At 60.3% G+C, this 21,406-nt stretch carries 14 protein-coding genes and 1 tRNA gene; 10 read left to right on the top strand and 5 right to left on the bottom strand.

What is annotated here, in order from left to right; translation table 11 throughout:
* Window positions 1-101: 101 nt before the first annotated feature.
* The 6 genes from ACVWZA_RS11680 to ACVWZA_RS11655 all read left to right on the top strand — a co-directional run bounded on the left by ACVWZA_RS11680 (window position 102) and on the right by ACVWZA_RS11655 (window position 9,463).
* Window positions 102-187 (top strand) — tRNA-Tyr (locus ACVWZA_RS11680).
* A 195-nt stretch (window positions 188-382) separates the two neighbouring features.
* Window positions 383-1,633, top strand: a complete 1,251-nt coding sequence (locus tag ACVWZA_RS11675) for a tyrosine-type recombinase/integrase (RefSeq protein ID WP_457311366.1) — start codon at window positions 383-385, stop codon at window positions 1,631-1,633.
* Window positions 1,630-2,340 carry a hypothetical protein gene (locus tag ACVWZA_RS11670; RefSeq protein WP_457311365.1) on the top strand — a complete coding sequence of 237 codons (711 nt, stop codon included), beginning with the start codon at window positions 1,630-1,632 and terminating at the stop codon, window positions 2,338-2,340. The genes ACVWZA_RS11675 and ACVWZA_RS11670 overlap by 4 nt, the downstream gene beginning before the upstream one ends.
* A 125-nt stretch (window positions 2,341-2,465) precedes the next feature.
* Window positions 2,466-2,651, top strand: a complete 186-nt coding sequence (locus tag ACVWZA_RS11665; protein WP_457311364.1) for a helix-turn-helix domain-containing protein — start codon at window positions 2,466-2,468, stop codon at window positions 2,649-2,651.
* A gap of 519 nt (window positions 2,652-3,170) precedes the next feature.
* A complete protein-coding gene (locus ACVWZA_RS11660) occupies window positions 3,171-5,261 on the top strand; it encodes an AAA family ATPase (protein WP_457311363.1) in 2,091 nt (696 codons plus the stop codon).
* Between the two features lie 203 nt (window positions 5,262-5,464).
* A complete protein-coding gene (locus ACVWZA_RS11655; RefSeq protein WP_457311362.1) occupies window positions 5,465-9,463 on the top strand; it encodes a hypothetical protein in 3,999 nt (1,332 codons plus the stop codon).
* A 71-nt stretch (window positions 9,464-9,534) separates the two neighbouring features.
* On the opposite strand, the gene ACVWZA_RS11650 is transcribed toward ACVWZA_RS11655, so the two are convergent.
* Window positions 9,535-9,759 (bottom strand): helix-turn-helix domain-containing protein, encoded by a 225-nt coding sequence (locus ACVWZA_RS11650; protein ID WP_457311361.1) that lies wholly within the window; start codon window positions 9,757-9,759, stop codon window positions 9,535-9,537.
* Between the two features lie 130 nt (window positions 9,760-9,889).
* Between ACVWZA_RS11650 and ACVWZA_RS11645 the strand changes: the two genes are divergently transcribed.
* Entirely contained in the window at window positions 9,890-10,465 is a 576-nt protein-coding gene (locus ACVWZA_RS11645; RefSeq protein WP_457311360.1) for a hypothetical protein, read from the top strand.
* A 24-nt stretch (window positions 10,466-10,489) separates the two neighbouring features.
* Here the strand turns inward: ACVWZA_RS11645 and ACVWZA_RS11640 are convergent, their stop codons facing one another.
* Window positions 10,490-11,086: a hypothetical protein gene (locus tag ACVWZA_RS11640; RefSeq protein WP_457311359.1), complete on the bottom strand. Its 597-nt coding sequence runs from the start codon at window positions 11,084-11,086 to the stop codon at window positions 10,490-10,492.
* Window positions 11,087-11,350: 264 nt separating this feature from the next.
* Between ACVWZA_RS11640 and ACVWZA_RS11635 the strand changes: the two genes are divergently transcribed.
* A complete protein-coding gene (locus tag ACVWZA_RS11635) occupies window positions 11,351-12,178 on the top strand; it encodes a glycoside hydrolase family 16 protein (protein ID WP_457311358.1) in 828 nt (275 codons plus the stop codon).
* Here the strand turns inward: ACVWZA_RS11635 and ACVWZA_RS11630 are convergent, their stop codons facing one another.
* From ACVWZA_RS11630 to ACVWZA_RS11620, 3 genes are all read right to left on the bottom strand, one after another.
* Complete coding sequence (locus ACVWZA_RS11630; protein ID WP_457311357.1) at window positions 12,179-12,856, bottom strand: DUF6445 family protein; 678 nt, start codon at window positions 12,854-12,856, stop codon at window positions 12,179-12,181. It lies immediately after the preceding gene.
* A gap of 56 nt (window positions 12,857-12,912) precedes the next feature.
* Window positions 12,913-14,169 (bottom strand): MFS transporter, encoded by a 1,257-nt coding sequence (locus ACVWZA_RS11625; protein WP_457311356.1) that lies wholly within the window; start codon window positions 14,167-14,169, stop codon window positions 12,913-12,915.
* Between the two features lie 83 nt (window positions 14,170-14,252).
* Window positions 14,253-16,511 (bottom strand): beta-glucosidase, encoded by a 2,259-nt coding sequence (locus tag ACVWZA_RS11620; protein WP_457311355.1) that lies wholly within the window; start codon window positions 16,509-16,511, stop codon window positions 14,253-14,255.
* A gap of 194 nt (window positions 16,512-16,705) precedes the next feature.
* Between ACVWZA_RS11620 and ACVWZA_RS11615 the strand changes: the two genes are divergently transcribed.
* Together ACVWZA_RS11615 and ACVWZA_RS11610 are read left to right on the top strand one after the other, a co-directional pair.
* On the top strand, window positions 16,706-19,729 hold the full coding sequence (locus tag ACVWZA_RS11615) for a TonB-dependent receptor (RefSeq protein ID WP_457311354.1): 3,024 nt from the start codon (window positions 16,706-16,708) through the stop codon (window positions 19,727-19,729).
* 111 nt (window positions 19,730-19,840) lie between these two features.
* Window positions 19,841-21,406 carry a tryptophan halogenase family protein gene (locus tag ACVWZA_RS11610; RefSeq protein ID WP_457311353.1) on the top strand — a complete coding sequence of 522 codons (1,566 nt, stop codon included), beginning with the start codon at window positions 19,841-19,843 and terminating at the stop codon, window positions 21,404-21,406.

Raw genomic sequence — 21,406 nt, 5'->3', positions numbered from 1 at the left:
GCCCCGTCCGCGCGCAAGCTTTGACAGCGGGTGTAACGGAGGCGTTGACACGCACGCGATCCGCCGCCATTGGACCGCCTCGCTTTTTAGGCGGCCCGGATGGACAGGTGGCCGAGTGGTTAAAGGCAGCAGACTGTAAATCTGCCCGTGCAAGCGTACGCTGGTTCGAATCCAGCCCTGTCCACCACACCCTCTATCGTGAGGGCTCGTTAAAACCCGTAAAGGCTCGGAATCTGTAGGCGTAGATTAACCATCTATGCTCGCCATTGCCCGTTGCCGCCCGCCCCTAGCCGCGATAAAGTGTGGTAGAAGAATGTGGGGGGGAGCTTTACCCCCACATTTACTCGCTCCGGCAGGCGCTGCCAAAATGTGGGGGTAAAATATGGCCCAGCTCAATCCAGCAGGCAGGAAAGCCGCACGGGAATTGGCTGCGAAGTTGGAGACGCCCGGCATCACCAGCTATGGCGGTGGCCTCATATTGAAAGTGGACAAGCGCGGCGGAGCCTATTGGGTCTGTCGCCTACAGCTAGACGGCAAGCGCCGGGATATTGGTCTCGGCAGCGCAAAGCTTATGAGCGAGGCCAAGGCGCGCGAGGAAGCAAAAAGCGTCCGCATCGCGATCAAGATCGAAAAGCGCGATATTCTCACGGAGCGCAAAGACGAAAAGGCCGCGAAGGTCACGTTTCGGGAAGCGGCGAAGCTCTACCATTCAGAAAATGAGAGTGGATGGAAAAGCGAGGTTTATGCGCGCCAGTGGCTCGCCAGTCTTGAGAATTACGCTTTCCCGAAATTAGGAAATCGGCCGACCGGCGGAATTACGGCGGCGGACGTGATCGAGGTGCTAACGCCGATCTGGCAAAGGATCCCCGAAACCGCGCGACAAGTGCGAAACCGAATGTGCGCCGTGCTCGATTATGCCCATGCTAAGGGCTGGCGTTCAACAGAGGCACCATCGGGCAATGGTAGTCTGAAGGCAGGGCGTGGCCTGCCCCGGCAGGTGAAGAAGCCGGAGAACCGCAAGGCCATGCCCTACGTCGCGGTGCCCGCGTTTTTCACCGCTCTGCGCCGACGACCCTCATATGGGCGCTTGGCGCTGGAGTTGCTGATTTTGACCGGTGTCCGCTCGCAGGAAGCGCGTTTGGCGATGTGGGACGAATTCGATCTAGAGGCCAAACTTTGGATGATCCCGGCGGATCATATGAAGCGAAACAAGGCGCATATCGTTCCACTGTCCGACGCGACGTTGGCGGTGCTATCGAAAGCAGCCGCGTTGAAAATGGCGGGAAGTGAGTTTGTGTTTCCCGGCGCCAGCGGAGGCGCCATGTCCGATATGACGCTGTTGAAAGTGCTTCGCGACATGAGCGAGCCTTATCACGTCCACGGCTTCCGTAGCTCCCTTACCGATTGGGCAGCGAACGAGAATTTTCCGGACGCCGTGGTCGAGGCCGCGCTAGCCCACAAAACACCGGACGCCGTGCAAGCCGCATATCGCCGAACTACCTATCTTGGAACGCAGGGCCAGCCGGGCGCGCGGGTCAATCTGATGGAGGCGTGGGGGCAATATTGCGCCAGCGGTGCAGCAAATAATGCTAAGATCATTCCTATCGCGAGCGCAAAAAGCGGCAAACGATGAAAGGATCAAATTGCCTCTCCGATTTTATCGCTCGATTTCCACCTCGGCTTCCGCCTAACGAGCCGTTCGTCACCCTTTCACACGCCATCTCGTGGATCGTTTATCGGCATTCGATGCCGGCGCGAAATTTGTCTGCGATCGTAGGCATCGGAGAAGCCAAACATATTTCAAATCCGATCTGGAACGCTCAACTGGACGACTTTTTATTACTTGCGGTGAAGCGCCTCACCGATGCTGGCACAGTTGGCTCGGTCGAAATTCGCGGTCGGTATTTTCGAAATGTGCTCGATGACGAAAATCAGATTCTTACACAACTAATTCCGCCTGTGCGGCTCGCTGACTATCGCTGGTTCGATACGTTGGACGACTCGTTACATCGTGGACTAGGGTTAGCGTGGGGTCCCAATCGGCGAGAGCCCGATTACAATTACCCGGCGCACGATAACGCGCACTATCGCTTCGTCACCGTCAATCGCGCCAATCTGATGCGAGAGTTTCCTAATGATGTGGCTAAGTCGCAGATCAAGCTAGATCGCTTCACCGTTGCTGAAATAGATGGCTGGATCAGGGCCACGTCTCTCACGGGGATGAAAGTGGCGCGAACCGACTTCATGAAAAACTCGCGCGCGAAGGGCCTCTCGGGTCTCTTTGAAAATCGCTGGAACCATATCAAAAAAAACAAGCCCGGGCGCCCCAAAATTCGATGATGGCTATAATGGCAAAACAATGCCGTAGCGCCATTTAGGTTCGCCATTTCTCGTTAGTTACTTGGATGGTCGCCAGAGAAGGCCCGTGCGTTTCCGCCCGGTGCCATGAGGCGGAGATACGAGACATGGAACCCATTCTTTGCAGCCAAGCCGAGGCTTGGGCGATGCTGGCGATCGGAAAAACGAAGGGCGCTGAGCTTATCGCGAATAAACGGCTCGAAATCGTCCGCATCGGCACCCGTGTGCTCGTACGGATCGACAGCGTTCGCCGTCTTGCAGGCATCAACGTCGATCAGCAGCGGGAGGCTTGATCGTGGGCGCATTATGCAATGGCCCATCGCCTGATCTCATTTTTACCGCTCGGGCCGTCGAGGGGCCGTTACATGCCCCCCGCGTCGTGTTTCTTGATCCAGTAAGCGAGGCACCAGAAAACACACTTGAGCGGGTGACTTGGGCAATCGAGCACTATGGGGAAGCAGTTTTCGCAGTGCATCGCCACGGGATTGCAGAAGGTTATCGGCGCCTTGGCAAGCTTTGTTTGCCTGTAGACTTGCCGGAATTCGGCGCACCGGACGTAGTTCGCCTATCCGAGAAATCCTTGCACTCGGTATTTGCCGCTACGTTCCCTCCCTTATGGGAGACAGGCCAAGTGCGAAGCTACGCGCTTTCATCCTTCACACCGACCGTTCGTTGCGGAATGCTTGCCCAACAATGGCTGACGGAGATCGGTCCGTCGTCAAGCAACCGCTTGCTCTGGGCCGGCGGCGCATCCTGACGCACTCCAAAAACTTCGCCGTCGCCCCGAGCGTCAGCGGAGAGGAAAATCCTCAATGTCTGTTTCCTTCGAATCCACTGCGGAGGCCCGGAGCCCCGCGCCTTCAACCCTTGCCGCCATGAAAGAGACTGAGCGCTGGCTGATATGGCAAAGCATAACTCGGCCCGGAAAGTCGAAACCTGACAAAGTGCCCTTTTACATCGACGGAAAACCGCGCGGTGTGACGGACGCACCTGACGATCTCGCGCGTCTCACCTCGTATAGCGCTGCGCGCGAGGCCGTCGTTGCGAGGGGAAACGGTTGGGGCTTGGGTTTTGCTTTGGGCAGGGATGCTTCTGACCGCTTTTGGCAGGGCGTCGATCTCGACCACATCGACGAAAACGGGCTCTTGGATTTGCCGGACACGTTGCCTGGCTACGTCGAAACGAGCCCCAGCGGAAAAGGTGTTCACGCCATCTGCTATGGTCGCCAATTTCGTTCGTTTGGATCGAACGGCGGGGGCGTCGAAGCATATTCCGGTGGCCGCTTTTTCACCTTCACCGGAAACGCGATCCGCGACCAAGCTATAACCTGCGCGGCCGAATACGTCGAGCATGTGCTCGCACCGCGTCATAAAGTCTCGGCTTTAAAGGCATCGCCCGCCATCAAGGTAGCCGCCGTGACGGAGGTTTCAGCGCAAACCGTGAATGATCTCCGATCGGCACTGAATCACATGCCCTCGGACGACTATGCTTTGTGGATCGAGCTGGGCCACGCCCTGAAGCCGCTTGGTGACACCGGGCGCGGCTTGTGGCTGGATTGGTCCGCTGGATCGCCTAAGTTCGATCGACAAGAGGCGGCGCGAAAGTGGGACGGTTTTGATCCGCAGCGCACCGGCTATCGGGCGGTTTTCGCGAGAGCGCAGGAGCGTCAATGGATAAACCCGGCGAGCAATGCGGCGATATTCGGAAAATTTGCTGACGACGAGTCCCACGTCGATCTGCCGAGCATCGCCGCCGTTCCGTTCACGGCGCCAGAATTTTTCGATATCCCGCCGCGTTCGTGGGTGTTGGGACACTGGCTTTTGCGCCGCGTCGTAACAACGCTGATCGCGCCGGGCGGCACCGGAAAATCGGCTCTTATGGTTGGAGCATCGATATCGCTGGCGACGGGGCGGGAATTGCTCGGCAAAACCGTCTGGGCTGGCCCTAAACGTGTTTGGCTGTGGAATCTCGAAGATGATCGGGATGAGCTAACCCGCCAGCTTGTCGCTTGTTCGCTGCATCACAGGATCAGCGAATGCGATTATGAAGGTCGCCTATTCGTAAACGACGCGAGGACCCCCCTTTGCATCGCGACCAAAGGCCGGGACGGGCTAACCGTCCATACTCCCGTCGCTGACGCAGTCGCGGCGGAAATCCGCGCAAAGGGGATCGACGTGCTAATTATCGATCCTTTCGTTTCGAGCCATCGCGCAGAGGAAAACGACAACGGTCAGGTGGACGTGATCGCCAAGCTTTGGGGCAGTATCGCCTTGGAAACCGATTGTAGCATCGTTTTGGTGCATCATAGCCGGAAGCTCGGGGGGCAGCAGGCGGATGCCGAATCTGCGCGCGGCGCAAGTGCGCTCGGCAACGCCGCCCGGTCGGTGCTGGTGGTCAATCGAATGGAAAAAGCCGAGGCTATTCGGTTCGGCATCGCAGAGGATGATCGACGCAGCTATATCCGAGTGAGCAACGATAAAGCCAACCGCGCGCCAGTCGGAAAAGAGGATTGGTATCGGTTGGTTTCTGTGAAGCTGGCGAACGGTGGCCCGGAAGGTGGCGATAGCGTGGTGGTGGTGGAGAATTGGAGCCCGCCCGACGCGAGCGCCGCCGTTAGCGCTTTTGATGAGGCGTCACGGACGCGCGTGCAGAGCAGTATCGCGGCGGGTGATTGGCGTGAGCATGTGAGCGCGAAGAATTGGGTCGGGCGCGCTATTGCAGAAATCGTGGGCGCAGAAATCGAAAAACCGGCCGACAAGCATCGGGTCAAAGCCTTACTTTCGGATATGCTATCGAAAGGTCAGCTTAAAATAGAAAGGCGACCCGACGCCAGTCGGCATCTGCGCGATTTCATCGTCGTAGGTGAGCCAATCGATAGTGACCGCGACACTCCCGCGTGGTGACGCAAACTGTCGCGCCGCAACGCCGCGAAAAGCCGTGCGACACTGCGCCACCCGCGCCACCACCTATATGGTGGCGAGGTGGTGGTGACGCGCGTTTGGCTTTCGTGCGGTAGTGGCAAGTGCTCTCACCATTACGGATTTCGATGACTCCGTAGCAGAGCGGAAAACAGCTATCGATCCGCAGCCGATCGACGCAGCGTGAAATGCAGCGAGCGGCATGCTACCTCCGCAAAATGGTTGCCCCATCAAATTCTTCAAAAGCTACAGCCCCGAAAGCAAAATCCTCTGGCACCCTTATTGCGAAAAAGACGGGCGGCGGCACAGCCATCGGTGGCGGTGTCAACTTTCAGGCTGCGGTCACGGCAATTGTCGCAGTCCACATTTTGACAGGCACTCCGCTCAATTGGTTGAGCGGAATTTTTGATGACCTACCGATTGCGGTGTGGGCCGAAAGCGAAGGGCCTGGCGACGACGTGCGGATCGAATTCGCAGAAGGCAAGGTTGCCGAGGTTCAGGCCAAAAAGGGGCTCGTGCGGTCTAAAGCGCTCTGGGATTCGCTTGAGGCGATGGCATTAGCTGTTCGCGACGGTGCGACGGATTTCGGTGTTCTTGCAGTCGCGACAGACAGCAGTTCTACGGTGCGGGAAGACCTTGCGAAAGATGTCGAGCGGATGGGAATGGGTCGGATCGATCACCTGACTGACGTAGGGAGTGACCTCCACGCACGGCTGATCAAGATGGGCATTCCGATCGTCACATGCCAATTTTTGCGCATTCGGGTCATTCACGCCCTTGCCCCCGATGCCCTGCACATTAACGTGGCGGTGGAGGCACTTCGTTCAATATGCCGCGATAAGAACCAAGCCGGCTTTGCTTGGGACATTCTTTACCGCGACGCTATTTCTCTAATGGAACATCGTGGCCGACGTACGCTCGAAAGCCTTATCCGGCTTCTTGCAAGCTCGGGCATTGAGATCGGACCGGGGGAGTCCCCCGCAGCGGTTCTGCACAAACTGACCGACTGGACCAAGAGCGCCAACGCGTCTTTCCGGATTACTGGAACGCGCAGCAAAATCCCGCTCTCGGCACTATTGCCAATGCGTGCGATCTCCGTCCCTTTCGAAGTACCTGAAGCCGAAGATGCATCGAGCGCGCTTGAGAGATATCATAAAGGGCCGCAGCGCGAGCGAGATCAGGACGAATATGACGCGTCGTGGACCGGTCGGTTCGTGAAACGGTCAGTTGTGGTGGCAGGGCCGGGGCTCGGCAAATCCACCCTCATGACAAAATTGGCATCCCTTTACGCTTTCGACGGCTACCCCATATTGTCGGTTACATTGAAATCGGTTGCAGCAGCTATGCGCAACGGTAGCTCTTTCACTGACGCGTTATACAAACAAGCGCTCGATGGCTCAGGCATCATGCCAGCGCAATTCACCAAGGCGGCGCTATCCAATCTGGTCGTGATCGCCGATGGCTTGGATGATTGCGGCGCGGAACATGACGATGTCGCAAAAGCGATAAGTGATTTTGCAGATGGGCACGCGTTGGTCCGGATCATCGTGACGACCCGACCAATTGGTTACAGCACCGCGGAACTGAGCCAATGGACTCACTACCAGTTGCTGGCGCCTACCAAGGATCAGGGGGCCATCAATCTCGGCAGACTCATCAGCGCTGCCTCAACGGGAAATATTGTCGAAAGCGACAGCTACGAGAAGGCCCGCAAGGAACTAGCTCGGACTCCCGCCGCAGAAGCAATTTCGGTCAACCCGCAATTACTCGGGATGGCGGCGTCATTGATCGTCAAATCTGGCCAACTGCCCACAACGCGGCCTCTGCTCTATGGCCAACTCATCGAGCTTTTTGAGGCCCTACCTAACCAAGCGATTACGGGCGAGCCGGTATCCGCCGAAATCGCCGTGGCAGTGCTCAATTCAATCGGCTGGGTGCTCCTTGAGGATCCGCTAAAAACGGCAAAAGACGTGGCTCAGGTATGTTCGCGATTGCTTGCCACCGAGCTTGGCGTGCAACCGCTTTTCGCTGCGCCAATCTACGAGGCCGCTATGCGGCATTGGGAAAGTGTCGGGTTAATCGAAAGAGTCTACCATGACCGACTTTCCCTGCTGACCTTCGTCCACAAGACTTTCGCCGAATTTGTTGCTGCGCGATATTTGGTCAGTTTGCCTGAAGATGCTCGTTTGAAGCAGCTCGACCGCTTGGTCGATCTGCCGGATTGGGGCGAAGTGGTCTCCTTCGCCGGCGGTATCGGGCTTGGGGATATTATTGCTAAGCTATTCGTAGACCGGCGCGCGAAAGGCGATCGCGGGCAACTCGAAAGAGCACTCTCGCTCGTTGGTGATCGCGATGCCAACGTGTCGGAGGTATTTGCGCGCGACCTAGTTCGCTTGGCGTTCCTATCTGCCTCGCAAGATGAGGACGATGCGCTGAGCCTAGGCGGAGCCCTTTGCGATCTCGCGCTAAAACGGGCCGACATCGTGTATGATGAAGCGGCCAAGCACATTGGCACCGCTCAGCCCACACTTAAGCTTGTCGCTTGGGCGGCGGCTATATCGGCTAAGCCGCAGCAATTCGACGCCGACCGTCTGGAGGCAATCCTTACGGAGCTTCGCCCGAATATCAGTACCGGTATTTCTTCATCACTTCTCGGAGGGCTCAGACTTGGTGGGCGGGGCGACCGAGCGTTGATCGAACATATCGCGATTGCCGCGCTCCGCGCACAGCCTGACGATAAGATCAAAGCGTTCGCAGAGAACGAGCTACCAGAGCCAGCTTTCCGAACTTGGGGCTTTCAGAAAAGGGTTTCCGTCGTACTCACCGCGCGCGGCGTCGAGGAAGGTTATTCGCCAAGCTGGATGCGGGATAGCACTCTTTCGCTCAAAGCACTGATGACGTTTCCCGAAGAATGGCACGAGGCGTCGCGTTGCGCGATTCGCGTATTAGCTGAGGCAGTAGCGGGCGACGACAGCAACTCCGCACCGAGAATGCCGGATACCCACTTGCTTCAATTTGGCGCGCTGATCGTCGCCACCCAGTTCGAAAAAGTAACCGGCGAAGATGTATATGCTTGGGTAGGGCCGCAAAATATGAACGCCGTGCGGGCTACGCTAAATGCATTAGTAGCGGTCACGACAATCGACCGTGGCGCGCTCGCTTTGGAAGCTCGGGAATTGGTCCGCCGAATTGCGGAAAATCCCAATCTAGACGTTTTCCGTATTAGTTTTCCTGAGGTAGATGTGCCTGAACCAGAATGGAGCAAGGTTGCGACACTCCATGTTGATCGCGATCAGCTGGTTGCGTCGATGCTGCACAAATCAGACTGGCTGGTTTATGTCGCGACAAACCTCCTCGAATGGCTACCCAGCGACAAAATCGAAGCCGTGGCGTTACTGGCTACGGCAACCGGTTCTTCGCGGAATGCGGTGGTGGCGCTCATCGGAGAGCAATTTCCCGACGCTGCCGACCTCTTTTTTGATCGGCTTGAAGCCGATATGTCAGGCGATCTAGGCCCTATCTTCCGAGCTTTATCCCAAAGGCAGGCGCCGGCGTCGGATCGGCTAATCAAAAACATTCTGGCTGGGATGACAGCGCCGTCCGTTAGAACGGCGCAAGCTGCCGTCAATCTCTACGACGATCTGCGGACGCGGGGAGAAAAAATCGATGTCATGCAGGTCGAACGTGCCTACGCGCACTGGGAAACCCGTGAGCCTATAGCTAACGAGAGCGGCGCCATACCCGACAGCCCCCGCAGCACGCTTGCTCGAATGCTTGTGTCACTCGGCGCGGTTGATGTCAGGCGCGCGCTAACGCTGCTTGGCGATCGTCGGAGCGATATAAATGAGATCGGCCGAAAATGGCTTCTCGATCACGCCGAGAGCGACGAAAATGCAGCCCACTCGCTAATTGAAGCGATATTGGATGGTAAAATTTCTCCGGGGCTCTCTGCCGCAGTGCTAGCGACGGCAATGCCGATCGATGATGCCGCGCTGGCTAAACTTAAACTGCGGCTGGGCGACGAAAAGCCAGCACTACGTAGGGCGATGATGTCGCTTTTGACTGTAGAACGAATGCTGGGAAGCGAAATAAAAGCGCACGCTGAGCACATGACAAACGACACCGAGCCCGAAATCCGCAAGGCTGCCCGCGCAATCCTAGCATCGCTGGGAACAGAAATCGGCTAGGGTGGCTCGCTGAACTCAGAGCAGCGCCGTCCCGCCAATAAATGGTGTATATTGGGTGAGCAATTACGGCTTCACAGCCCCGCCGGTATTCCAACGGTTAGTGCTGCCACATCACATTTTACGGCGCGGGATATTTTTACGAGGGCAGCGAACGTGAGATTATGCTCACCGCGCTCGATCCGCCCTACGTAGCTCCGGTCCAGCCCTGCCTCGTGCGCCAAACCTTCCTGGGACATTCCCAATTCACGCCGTCGGGCACGGATGCGCTTGCCTAGAATGTCGAGATACGGGTCCACCGCACCAAGTCGCGCGGAAGAGGATTATCAATCCACGGCGTACTAATCCCGATGTTAACGATTTGATGCTATTTTTTCCCGCTGGGGAAGCCCTGGAATTTATGGATTCGGCACGAGCGGGAGAGCGTAGATGTTTGAAATTGCGGGGGGCATCCTCATCGCCGTCGCCGTTTTGGTGGCGCTACCGTTTATCTTGAGGGGCGCAATTTGGGCGGTGGCCGTTGGGATCGGCCTCGCTGCCGTCGCCGCCGCTTATTTTTTCCTATCGTCCGTGATCGGATCGGGATGGACAATAGCGACATTGTTCAGCGCGCTTTGTGTTTGGATAGGTTGGAATGAACTTCCCGAGGGCGAAAAGAATTTTCGGGGATTTATCACGGCGGTGCTTATGATCCCCGGAGCTATTTTAGCGCTAGGTATCGTGGCCGTTGGACTTGGATTTTTCATCTTGGTGACGTGCGCAATAATCGCGCTTCCTATGTTAGTTTTTGGACCAATCGGCCTAATGGTTGGGGCTATCGTATTCGTGGGGCTTCTTTTCGGATTTCAACGCCGGTGCGATCGGCGGCGATCCGAAGGAAAATCGGCAGTACCTTCAGACATTGCCGCTCGTGTAACGTTTGGCGCGCATTGGCCGGGGCCAAAATTTGGAATCTATCCCGTGAGGGCCTTCGGTCGGGCTCGTCGGAAAATCCCAAGAAGCTAGCCCCCCGGTGGTCGAGAAAAATGCCTACGGGGCCCCTGCGGCGCTTCCGATCAACGCGGCGATCTTATCGGCGCAAGCCACGTCCAAAGCCTCAAGCCGCGCCGCGTGACGAACATATGTTTTCGCCCACATACCTTTCGGCCGCACCAGACCGAGGCCGAGCCCCTGCGCGCCGCTCAATTTTCGCTGCGTCCGAAACAACTTCTCAAAGGGGCGATCGAAACGGGCTAGTCTTTCAACGCGGTAGGCCAGCGTCCAAGCCTTCCGACTGGCAAAGCGTAAGCCGCCCGGTGGTAGGTGCAGTGTGCGGGCTCGATCGCCCGTCACGGGGCAGCGAAACCACCATCGGCGCCCGCCAAAATGCTGCGGCACCGCGACGAGGGCGATCCTCTGAATTACCGTTTTACTCGACACGGTAAGGTGTGCGCTATCGACGCTTCGCAAATCCAGCCGGAAGTGCGCCGATCGGGCGTGCATCCCGTCAGTGTGCCAATGGATTTCACCGCTACCGGCTTGACCGTCACCCATTGGGCCCAGCCGCATTATCCAAGCGAGGTCGAGAGTCAGGCAATCCTCAACTAACCTCTTGCCATCGCGCCGGCCGAAATGAGTGCTGTCCATGAAAATTCTCGCGCCCAGATTGGCCCAAATCATCTGCGAATCTGACCGCTGGCGAGCTTGGGCACAATAAAGTGTGGGGGTGAATGTGGGGGAATTGCAAGCGAGATCAACAAAGTCGAGTTATTTCAATTTCATATGAATAGGGTTCGATACAAGCCCTGCCACCAACTTTTCGATGTACTGGCATTGCCAAAGCCCGCCGGAACCCCGCACATTCGCACCTCGCCGGGGTCGTCCGCCAGATCGATTCGAAGGGTCATCGCCATGGCACCGTTACTCATCGCCGCACAGGTGGTCGCGCTCGCCGCAACCAACCACACGGTCGATGCGCCGATGGCTGCGCCTGCCGCTCCGCCGAATTGGAGCGACGAGTTCGACAAGCGCAAGATCGACCGCAGCAGCTGGCGGTTCGACACGTCGCGCAACGCCGCCGGTTGGTACAATAACGAACTGCAATACTATGCCGCCGCGCGCCGCGAAAATGCGCGAATCGAGAATGGGGTGCTGATCATCGAGGCGCGACGCGAGGCGCTGTCAAAGGCACGCTTCGTCGATTGGGGTGGGCAGGGTTATACGTCCGCCAGGCTCGTCACGCGCAAGGCACTGGGCTATGGTTTCTACGAGATCCGCGCGAAGCTGCCTTGCGCACGCGGCACTTGGCCGGCGATCTGGCTGTTGCCGATGTCCGGCGGGACATGGCCCGATATCGGCGAGATCGATGTGATGGAACAGGTCGGCTGGCATCCGAATATTGTCCATGCCACGCTCCACAGCGGAGCCTTCAACCATCGCAAGGGCACTCAGCGTGGGGCCCAGGTGCGGCTGCCCGATAATTGTACGGTGTTTCATCGCTATCAGCTCGACTGGCGCGCCAATGCCATCACCATCGGAGTCGACGACAGTGCCTATATGCGCGTCGCCAACGATCAACCCGGCGGTGCGGCTGCCTGGCCGTTCACGCGCCCGTACAATCTGATCCTCAATCTCGCGATCGGCGGCGATTGGGGTGGAGCGAAGGGTGTCGACGACCCGGCTTTGCCGCAACGCCTGGCGGTCGATTATGTACGCTACTGGGCACCCGCGAAACGCTAGCTAAGCGACCGACAGGAAAGCAGTAACCGTCAATCGCCCGGTTGCCGGGTCGGGCGAGAGCGGTGCATCGGGCGCGATCGCGCCGCTGTGCAGGACATAGCTGCGATACAGAAAGGCGCGGTTATAACGCGCCTCGCCAAGCATCGTCCGTTCGAACAATGTCGTGTCGCCGTCGATATATCCGTCGGCGCGATTGCCGCCGTCGCGCAGCTCTGCATTGAGCCGATCGAAATAGGCCGGCGAGCGCGCCTCGTCGACGGTTTCAAAGCCGGTCGAGCGATGCCGGAAAAAGGCGGTGCCATCGCCGCCTTCGGGCGAGAGATAATGAATCAGCGCGATGCGGTCTTCCCCGAACGCGTCCACGTGCGGCAGGCGCTGCCGCACGGTCAGCGCCGCCGGGGCGCGGGTGACGATCGAGTAGCTGGCGTCGATCACCTCGGTCGCGCCGTGACGGCCAAACACCTCGCCCAGTATCAAGTCGATCACCGGCTGCTGATCGCCGAAATACTCAGGCGGCAAGATCGCGCGGATGCCCGGATAATGATGCGCGGCGGCGCCGAACCGTGCCGCGATCGCGGCGTTGCGCAGCGCATCCGGATCGGGTGCGAAATCGTCGATGCACGCCAGCGGCTGCCGGTCGAGCCCGATATGGTCGATGGTGATACGGGGTCGGCTCATCGAGCCTAACAAGGCCGCATGATGCCGCCTCGTCAAGAGACAATCGGGCTGGCCGGTCAGCGCCGTCCGCGCACCGCCAGGATGGCGAGACCGCCGCACAGCGTCAGGCCGGCCAGCGTGAGCATCACCGCGTCGAAATCACGCGGCGTCGCCAGCAGCCAGGTCAGCAATGGGCCGAGCAACGCCGGCAGGGTGTTAGTCAGGTTGAACAGGCCGAGATCGCGGCCGCGATGCTGCGGGTCCGGCAGTAACTGCATCGCGAAGGCGGCATGCAGCGCGAGGAAGATCGACGACCCAGTCGCATAAACGCCAAAGCCGATCGCGCCCGCCGTCCAGTCCTGCGCCAGCGCCATGCCGAGCAAGCCGAGCGCGGCGAGCGCGGCCGCAGCGAGCAGGAAGGGTTTGCGCCGCCCGGTACGGTCCGACAGGCGCCCGAACAGCACCGCGATCGGCAGCGGCACGATATAGGCGATTGTCAGCAGATGGCCGACGCGGGGCACCAGATCGAGTGGCGGTTGTCCGGGCCAAAGGCTTTCGAAATAATAGAGCAGATAGAGCGACAGCGCGCTGCCGGCGATCTGCACGAGAAGCCGCGCACCCCATGCGATCGCGATGTCGCGGCGCAGCATGGCTACTTCCGCCCGACCGTCGCCGTGCGCCGCGATCGGGCGCGACCGGGTTAGCAGCAGCGGCGAGATGCACAGTGCAACCGCCAGCGACAGGATCGCGAAGCGTGAAGCCTCGGGCAGGCCGCTCATACTCACCAGGATTGCCGAAACCGCGGAGGCGACGGGATTGGCGAGCGACAACAGCCCGCCGGCGACGCCCTTTTGCGAGTCGGGGATTTCATCGGCCATGATGGCGAGCAGCGGTGCCAGCATCGCATTCACCGCAAGCTGGAAAAAGACGATCGCCAGCACGATCGCCAGCGGCGACACCGCGCCGGCCAGCGCGGCATAGGACAGGGCGGTCGCGATGATGCCACCGGCCAGCCAGCGTCGGCGACCGCCGCCGCGCGCGACCGATCGATCGCTGAGCCACCCGAACAGGATGTTGGAAGCGCTCGCCGCGCCCGCGCCTGCGATCACGGTCGCGGTGAACAGCCCGATCCGCCCGTCACCGGCGATGGCCTCGATCTTGACCGGCAGCAACAGCGTGAGCAGCGGCAGGAAGCCGATCACGCCGCCGGCATTGGCGAGCGCATAGATTAGCAGGAAGCCGATCGACCGGCGCGCCGGCGCGGCATCGCTGCGGTCCGGCGCGCCGTCGGCGTGCGGCCCGGCCGCTGATGGAAATGGGGGGAGGGTTGGCATGGCCTTGTGACCGGTCTTGCCCGGTCCACCCCCGCCCCGCAACCACGGCGGCGCCAGCGGCCGCCGCCGGCGCTCCTTTCGGTTCAGGGCTTCATGGTTGCCGCGTCGATCGTCGCGGTCGCCAGCATCGTCCGGTCGGTCGCGTCGCGGCCGAGCGCGACGCGATAACGGCCACCGGCGATTCGCCAGCCGGGCAGGCTCGTATCATAATCTGCCAGGATGCGCGGCTCCGCCTGCAGCGTGATACGGCGCGATTCGCCCGGCTTCAGCGTCACGCGGGTGAAGGCGGCAAGGCGCATCGGCGTATCCGGACCGCCGCTTGCATTGGCGCGTGCGACATAGATTTGCGGCACGTCGGCGCCGCCGCGCCGGCCGGTATTGACCACTTCGAACGAGATGGAGAGCGTCTTGCCCCCGGTCACGGTGAGGTTGCGATAGGCAAAACTGGTATAGCTGAGCCCATGGCCAAAGGCGAAGAGGGGCCGCTGCGCCTTTTTCTCGTACCAGCGATATCCGACATCCGCGCCCTCGATATAGGAGATCGGGAAACTCTTCAGTTCATAACTGCCGGCATTGCTGGGGTTCGCCGCGGCTTGCGCCTCGAGCGAGGTCAGTGTGTCGAGCCCGACCGGGGCGGGCCGCGGCGCCTGGGACGGAGAGACCGGGAAAGTGATCGGCAGTCGGCCCGACGGATTGACCTTGCCGGTCAGGATGTTCGCGATCGCTTCGCCGCCGCGCTGACCGGGGTACCAAGCCTGGATCACCGCCGGTACGCGTTCGAGCCACGGCATGACCACCGGACCGCCGGTTTCGAGCACGGCGACTGTATTCGGCTGGGCGGAGGCGACCGCCGCGATCAGCGCATCCTGGCCATCGGGCAGCGACAGGTTGGGCACGTCCTGCGCCTCCGTCGTCCACTGCGTTGCGAAGACGATCGCGATATCCGCGTTGTGCGCCGCCGCCGCTGCCGCCGCGACGTCTCGGCCATCGATATAGCTGACCTTGGCCTGCGGCATCGCGGCACGGATCGCCCTGAGCGGCGATGACGCGTGATAGGTCACGCGCGCGAACGACGCGGCCGCGCCGGATGTGAGCGGGATTTCGATCGGTGCGCCGCCGACCGAGCGCACCTGGCTTGACCCGCCACCGGACAGCACGCCGACATCTGCGTGCCCGCCGATCAGCACGACGCGCTTCGCGGTGCGCGTCAGCGGCAGGACACCGCGCTGGTTCTTGAGCAGGACGATGCCCGCCTCTGCCGCGCGCTGCGCAACTTGGGCGTTGCGGGCATAGGGGATGGCCAGCGCTTTAGCCGGCATCGGTGCGTCATAGGCGCCGGTCTCGATCAGCCCGGTCAGATAGCGCACGACCATGTCGTTGAGCCGCGCCATCGGCACCTGGCCCCCCTCGACCGCGGCCTTGAGCGGCGCGCCGAAATAGATCGCACTGTCGAGCTCCTGGCCCGATTGCTGGTCGAGCCCGGCATTGGCCGCCTTGGCGGTCGAATGGACACCGCCCCAATCGCTCATCACCCAGCCGCGATAGCTCCAGTCGCGTTTCAGCACGTCATTGAGCAAATGCTTATTCTCGCACGCCCAGTCGCCAACGACCTTGTTGTACGAGCACATGACCGAACCGGGGCGCCCCTTTTCGATCGCTATCTGGAATGCCAGCAGGTCGCTTTCGCGCAAGCTTTTCTCGTCGATTCGCGCATCGGCGACCATACGGCCAGTCTCCTGCGCATTGATCGCGAAATGCTTGATCGTGGAGACGATGCGGTTCGACTGGACGCCGGCGATGTGCGCCCCGGCCAGCTCGCCCGCAAGCAGCGGATCCTCGCCGAGATATTCGAAGTTGCGGCCGTTCCACGGATCGCGCGTCAGGTTGACTCCGCCCGCGAGCAGCACGTTGAAGCGCTTGGCACGCGCCTCGCTGCCGATCATCACCCCTCCGGCCCGCGCGATCGCGGGGTCAAAGCTCGCCGCCGTGGCGAGGCTGGAGGGCAGCGCCGTCGCCGTGTCGCCCTTGCGTTGTTCGACTTGGTTGGCGACGCCAAGCGATGCATCGCTTTCACGCACCAGCGGCACGCCGAGGCGCGGAATCCCGTCGATATGACCGGCCGAGGGAATCAGTTCATTTTTCGTTTTGCCCGCAGCACGCGGCGGAAACAGGCCGTGGACCAGTATGATTTTTTCATCGAGTGTCATTCGTGCAACGATCACCGATGCGCGTGCTCGTGCATCGGGATGGGTGGCAGGAGCTTCGCGCGCCGGCGCCGCGCCGACACCCACGCCTGCCAATACCGACGCGCCAAGCAATGCTGCGTAGAATCCCTTCGACATCCTCAAACCTTTCCCGGCGAGACCTTTTGTCCCTGCTCCAGTACCGAAGAGCATATTTTGATAACGTTCACAACCATCCCCGTCATTGTTTGACCGCGATCGGGACAGGCTTGACAATACGGGACAAATACGGAAAGTGAACGTTCTCAACATGGGTGCGGACGAAACCGCGCTGTGAAGACAGGGGGATGATGATGCGGGGCTTCAACAAGCGGCTGACGGCGCGACTTGCGCTAGGTGTTTCAACTTTGGCGATCGTTGCGATTCCGGGAATCGCTGCTGCGCAGGATACTGCGTCGACCATGGGTACGCCCGGTTCGTCCCAAATCGATCAGCCCGCCGCCGAGGATACTGGCGATGACATCGTCGTCACCGGTATCCGTGCCAGCTTGCGCGCATCCGCCGACATCAAGCGCGACTCGCAGGGCGTGGTCGATGCGATCTCGGCCGAGGACATCGGCAAGTTCCCCGACACAAACCTGGCCGAATCGCTTCAGCGCATCACCGGCGTGTCGATCGATCGTTCGAACGGCGAAGGTTCGCTGGTCACTGTCCGCGGCTTCGGTCCCGAATATAATCTGGTGACGCTCAACGGTCGCCAGATGCCAACCGCGCTGATCGGCGATGGCGGCAGCGCGCCGTCTTCCCGTTCGTTCGACTTCGCCAATCTCGCCTCCGAAGGCGTTGCCGCAGTCGAAGTCTATAAGAGCGGCCGCGCAACGGTAGATTCGGGTGGCATCGGCTCGACCATCAACATCCGCACGCCTCGCCCTCTAGACCGGCCTGGTACGCGCGGCAGCCTCGGCGTCAAGGGCGTGATCGACACGTCTCAGAACGGTAAGAACGAAGTTACGCCCGAGGTTTCGGGAATCTTCAGCACGACCTTCGCTGACGATAGGATCGGCATCGCGGTCATCGGTTCCTTCCAAAAGCGCAAGGCGAGCAAGAACCAGGCGAACGTCGGCTGGCGCGACGGCTATCTCGGTAACGAGAATAATTGGGGGTCGCTCTCGCCAGGCAATCCGAACGTGATCAACCGGCCCGACCCGACCGACGTCTATCAAGTTCCGCAAAATGCGTCGTACGAGCTCAACGACATCGATCGCGAGCGCATCAATGGCCAGGCCGTCTTGCAGTTCCGCCCGTCCGACGCGCTGACCGCAACGCTTGACTATACCTATTCACGCAACACCGTTGAAATCCGCAACAGTAATGTCGGCATCTGGTTCAACCATGGTGATACGTCGAGTTCCTGGACCGATGGCCCGGTTGCCGGCCCAGTCTTTTATTCGGAAAGTTTCGCGGCACCGGATGTCGGTTGCGTGGCGCCTTCGTCGGTGTGCAGCGTCGGCAAGGATCTTTCCTACAGCGGGTCGCTCACCGCCAACCGCGCCGAGAACAAGTCGATTGGTGCGAACTTGGTCTGGAAGGCACCGGGTGGCATGACGGTAACCCTCGATGGGCATCACTCGACCGCGGAAGTGAAGCCGACCAATAAATACGGCTCGAGCATGTCGGTCGGTACTGCTATCTTCGGGGTGCAAAACCAGTCGATCAATTTCGACCATGATCTGCCGGTCATTGCCTACACGATGTTCCCCGGCATCGATCCGCTCAATGCAGCGCTGGTCACGCCAACCGGCAGCGCGTTTCGTAACGCCTATTTCAGGGACGAGATCAATCAGGCCCGGTTGAGCGGTCATTACGACCATGACGGCGGCCTGCTCGACAGTCTCGATTTCGGCGTTGCCTATACGGAGAACAAGGTGCGCTCGGCCTTCGGCACGATCCAGAACGATACCTGGGGTGGCATCGGTCCGGCATCGTCGGTTCCCGACGACATGTTCACGCTCGCGACCTTGCCGAACCTGTTCCCCGGTCTTGCGCAGCCGGGCATGGCGCAAAGCTTCTACACCTTCAATTTCGAGAACATGGCCGACCTGCTGGAATCGAAATTCCAGGCGTGCAGCAATCCGCGATCGGGTGCCGCTATTACGCCGGGTACGTGCCTGGCCAAGTTCGATACCGACCGGCGCATTACCGAAAAAACCCTGGCGCCCTATCTGCAGGTGGCGACCAAGTTCGATGCCTTTGACAGTCCGGCTCACATCGTCGCTGGACTGCGTTACGAATCGACCGACGTCGCGTCGAAGGCGCTGGTACCGGTGCCGTCGAGCACGCAATGGGTGTCGGATAACGAGTTCAACATCGTTCAATCGGGCCAAAGCGCCTTCACCCAATTCAAGGGTAGCTATCGGAACTGGCTTCCGTCGGTCGATTTCGACATCTCGCCGTTCGAAGGCGTCAAATTGCGGGCTTCGTATAGCCACACGATCACTCGCTCGGGCTATAATTTCCTGCAGGGCGGGAGAACCCTGGACGGGTTGTTCCGCGTTGGCGGAGGTACCGGCGCGCAAGGCAATCCGGGCCTGATCCCGTTCAAGTCGAAGAATATCGATCTGTCGGCGGAGTGGTATTATGGCAGTGGCAGCTACGTATCGGTGGGCTATTTCCATAAGGGCGTCGAAAACTTCATCTCAAGTACGCGGATCGACACCAACGCTTTTGGCCTGACCACGCCAGTGGGCGGCCCGCGTTACCAGGCGGCGGTGAATGCGCTTGGGGTGAACGCAACCGCAACGCAGATCCGCCAGTATATTTTCGCCAATTATCCAAACTCGTCGAATCAGGCGCAGGGTTTGATATACTCCCTGCCCGAGGATCCGGCGCTCAACTTCCAGATCACCACGCCGGTGAACAGCGATCAGACGGCCAAGCTTCATGGGTGGGAATTCGCTGTTCAGCACAGCTTCTGGGATACCGGCTTTGGCGCGATCCTGAATTATACGATCGTCAACGGCAGCGCGACCTACGATAACACCAAGCCTGCCAGCGTTCCTCAGTTCGCGCTGGTCGGCCTCAGCAACAGTGCGAATGCGGTGGCGTTCTTCGACAAATATGGTTTCCAGGCACGCGTCGCATATAATTGGCGCGACGAGTTCCTGAACTCCACGGGGCCGAACCCGACCTATACCGAAGCCTATGGTCAGGTGGATGCGAGTGCGAGCTATGAATTCACGAAGGGGTTCAGCGTCTTCGCCGAAGGCATCAACCTGACCGGTTCGAGCCGGCGCGAGCATCAGCGGTCGGACCGCAACGTGACCGTCGTTTCGCCAGGCTATGCCCGTTACTCTTTCGGCGTTCGGGCGTCGTTCTAATCCGAACCATTCGGGGGATTGCAGTGCACGGAAAGGCCATCCTCGAACGAGGGTGGCTTTTCCAGTTGCGGCGCGCCAAGTTGCTGGTCGTGGATGAAGGCGCGTCGCCAGGTGGATAAGGCAATTTCCAGAATCGTGATCGTCGGCGGTGGAACCGCTGGCTGGCTCGCGGCTTGCCTCATCGCCGCGTCTGCCGATCCAGCCGCCGGCACGCCGCTTGAGGTTACGTTGATAGAATCGCCCGATATTCCCACGATCGGTGTCGGCGAAGGCACATGGCCGACGATGCGACGGACGCTGGAGCGGATCGGGATTCCGGAGGCGGAGTTCCTACTCGCCTGCGACGCCTCCTTCAAACAGGGGTCGCGTTTCGACGGCTGGCGCACCGGCGAAGCGGACGATCGCTATTTCCATCCGTTCGTCGCCCCGATCGACGGTGAGCCGCGCGGCGTGGTCAACGCCTGGCGCAAGGGCGAAGCCGATCGGCGGTTTGCCGAAACGGTAAGCCCGCAGCCACGCGCATGTGCGCTCGACCTCGCTCCGCGCCAGCGCGCGATGCCGGATTATGCCGGTGCGCTCAATTATGCATATCACCTCGATGCCGGAAAGCTTGCCGCTTTGCTGGCGCGGCATGCGACCGAGCGGTTTGGCGTCCGTCACGTGCGCGACCATGTCGTCTCGGTCGAGCGGGCCCGGACCGGCGATATCGCTGCGGTGAACACGCGTGATGCCGGGTCGATCGACGGCGACCTGTTCGTCGATTGCACCGGTCATGCCGCATTGTTGATCGGCGAACAATTTGGCGTGCCGTTCATCGACCGGAGCTTCGAGCTGTTCAACGATCGCGCTCTCGCGGTGCAGGTGCCGGTCGCCCCGAATAGCCCGATCGCGTCTCAGACCATCGCGACCGCGCATGCCGCCGGCTGGATCTGGGATATCGGGTTACCCACGCGACGCGGTGTCGGATGCGTCTATTCGTCGCGGCACGCGAGCGACGATGACGCGGCGGCGACGCTCAAGGCCTATCTGCGGAGCACCGTACCGAACATCGATACCGATCAGCTTGCCTTCCGCCGCCTGACTTTCCGCTCGGGTCATCGCGAGCGTTTCTGGGAACGCAACTGCCTGGCGATCGGGCTGTCGGCGGGATTCCTCGAACCGCTCGAAGCTTCGGCCATCGTGCTGATCGAGTTGTCGCTCGACGCGCTGCTCGATGGCTTCCCGGCAACCCGCGAGGTCATGGATATCCATGCCGATCGCTTCAACGTCCTGTTTCGCTATCGCTGGGATCGGATCGTCGAATTCCTCAAGCTCCATTATGTGCTGAGCCAGCGCAATGAGCCCTATTGGCGCGATCATCGCGGCGCTGCCTCGATCCCGTCGCGCCTTGCCGACTTGCTCCGCCTGTGGCGTCATCAGCCGCCGTCGCGCGCCGATTTTCCCGCGATCGACGAAATTTTTCCGGCGGCAAGCTATCAGTATGTCCTGTATGGCATGGGCTTCGCGCCGCCTGGCCAGGGCGCGGTCCGCACTGGCAGCGATGATGGCGTAAGCGCGCAATTGCGACAGGTCGAGCAACGCGCCCGCACGCTCGCCGCCAGCCTGCCCACCAACCGAACCTATCTGGACGCCTTGCGCGGCGCAGGCCATCAGTCTGTAATGGAAAAGAGCCTCTAA

Source organism: Sphingomonas sp. UYAg733 (genome assembly GCF_054057355.1).
This window is presented reverse-complemented; position numbering and strand designations above follow the sequence as displayed.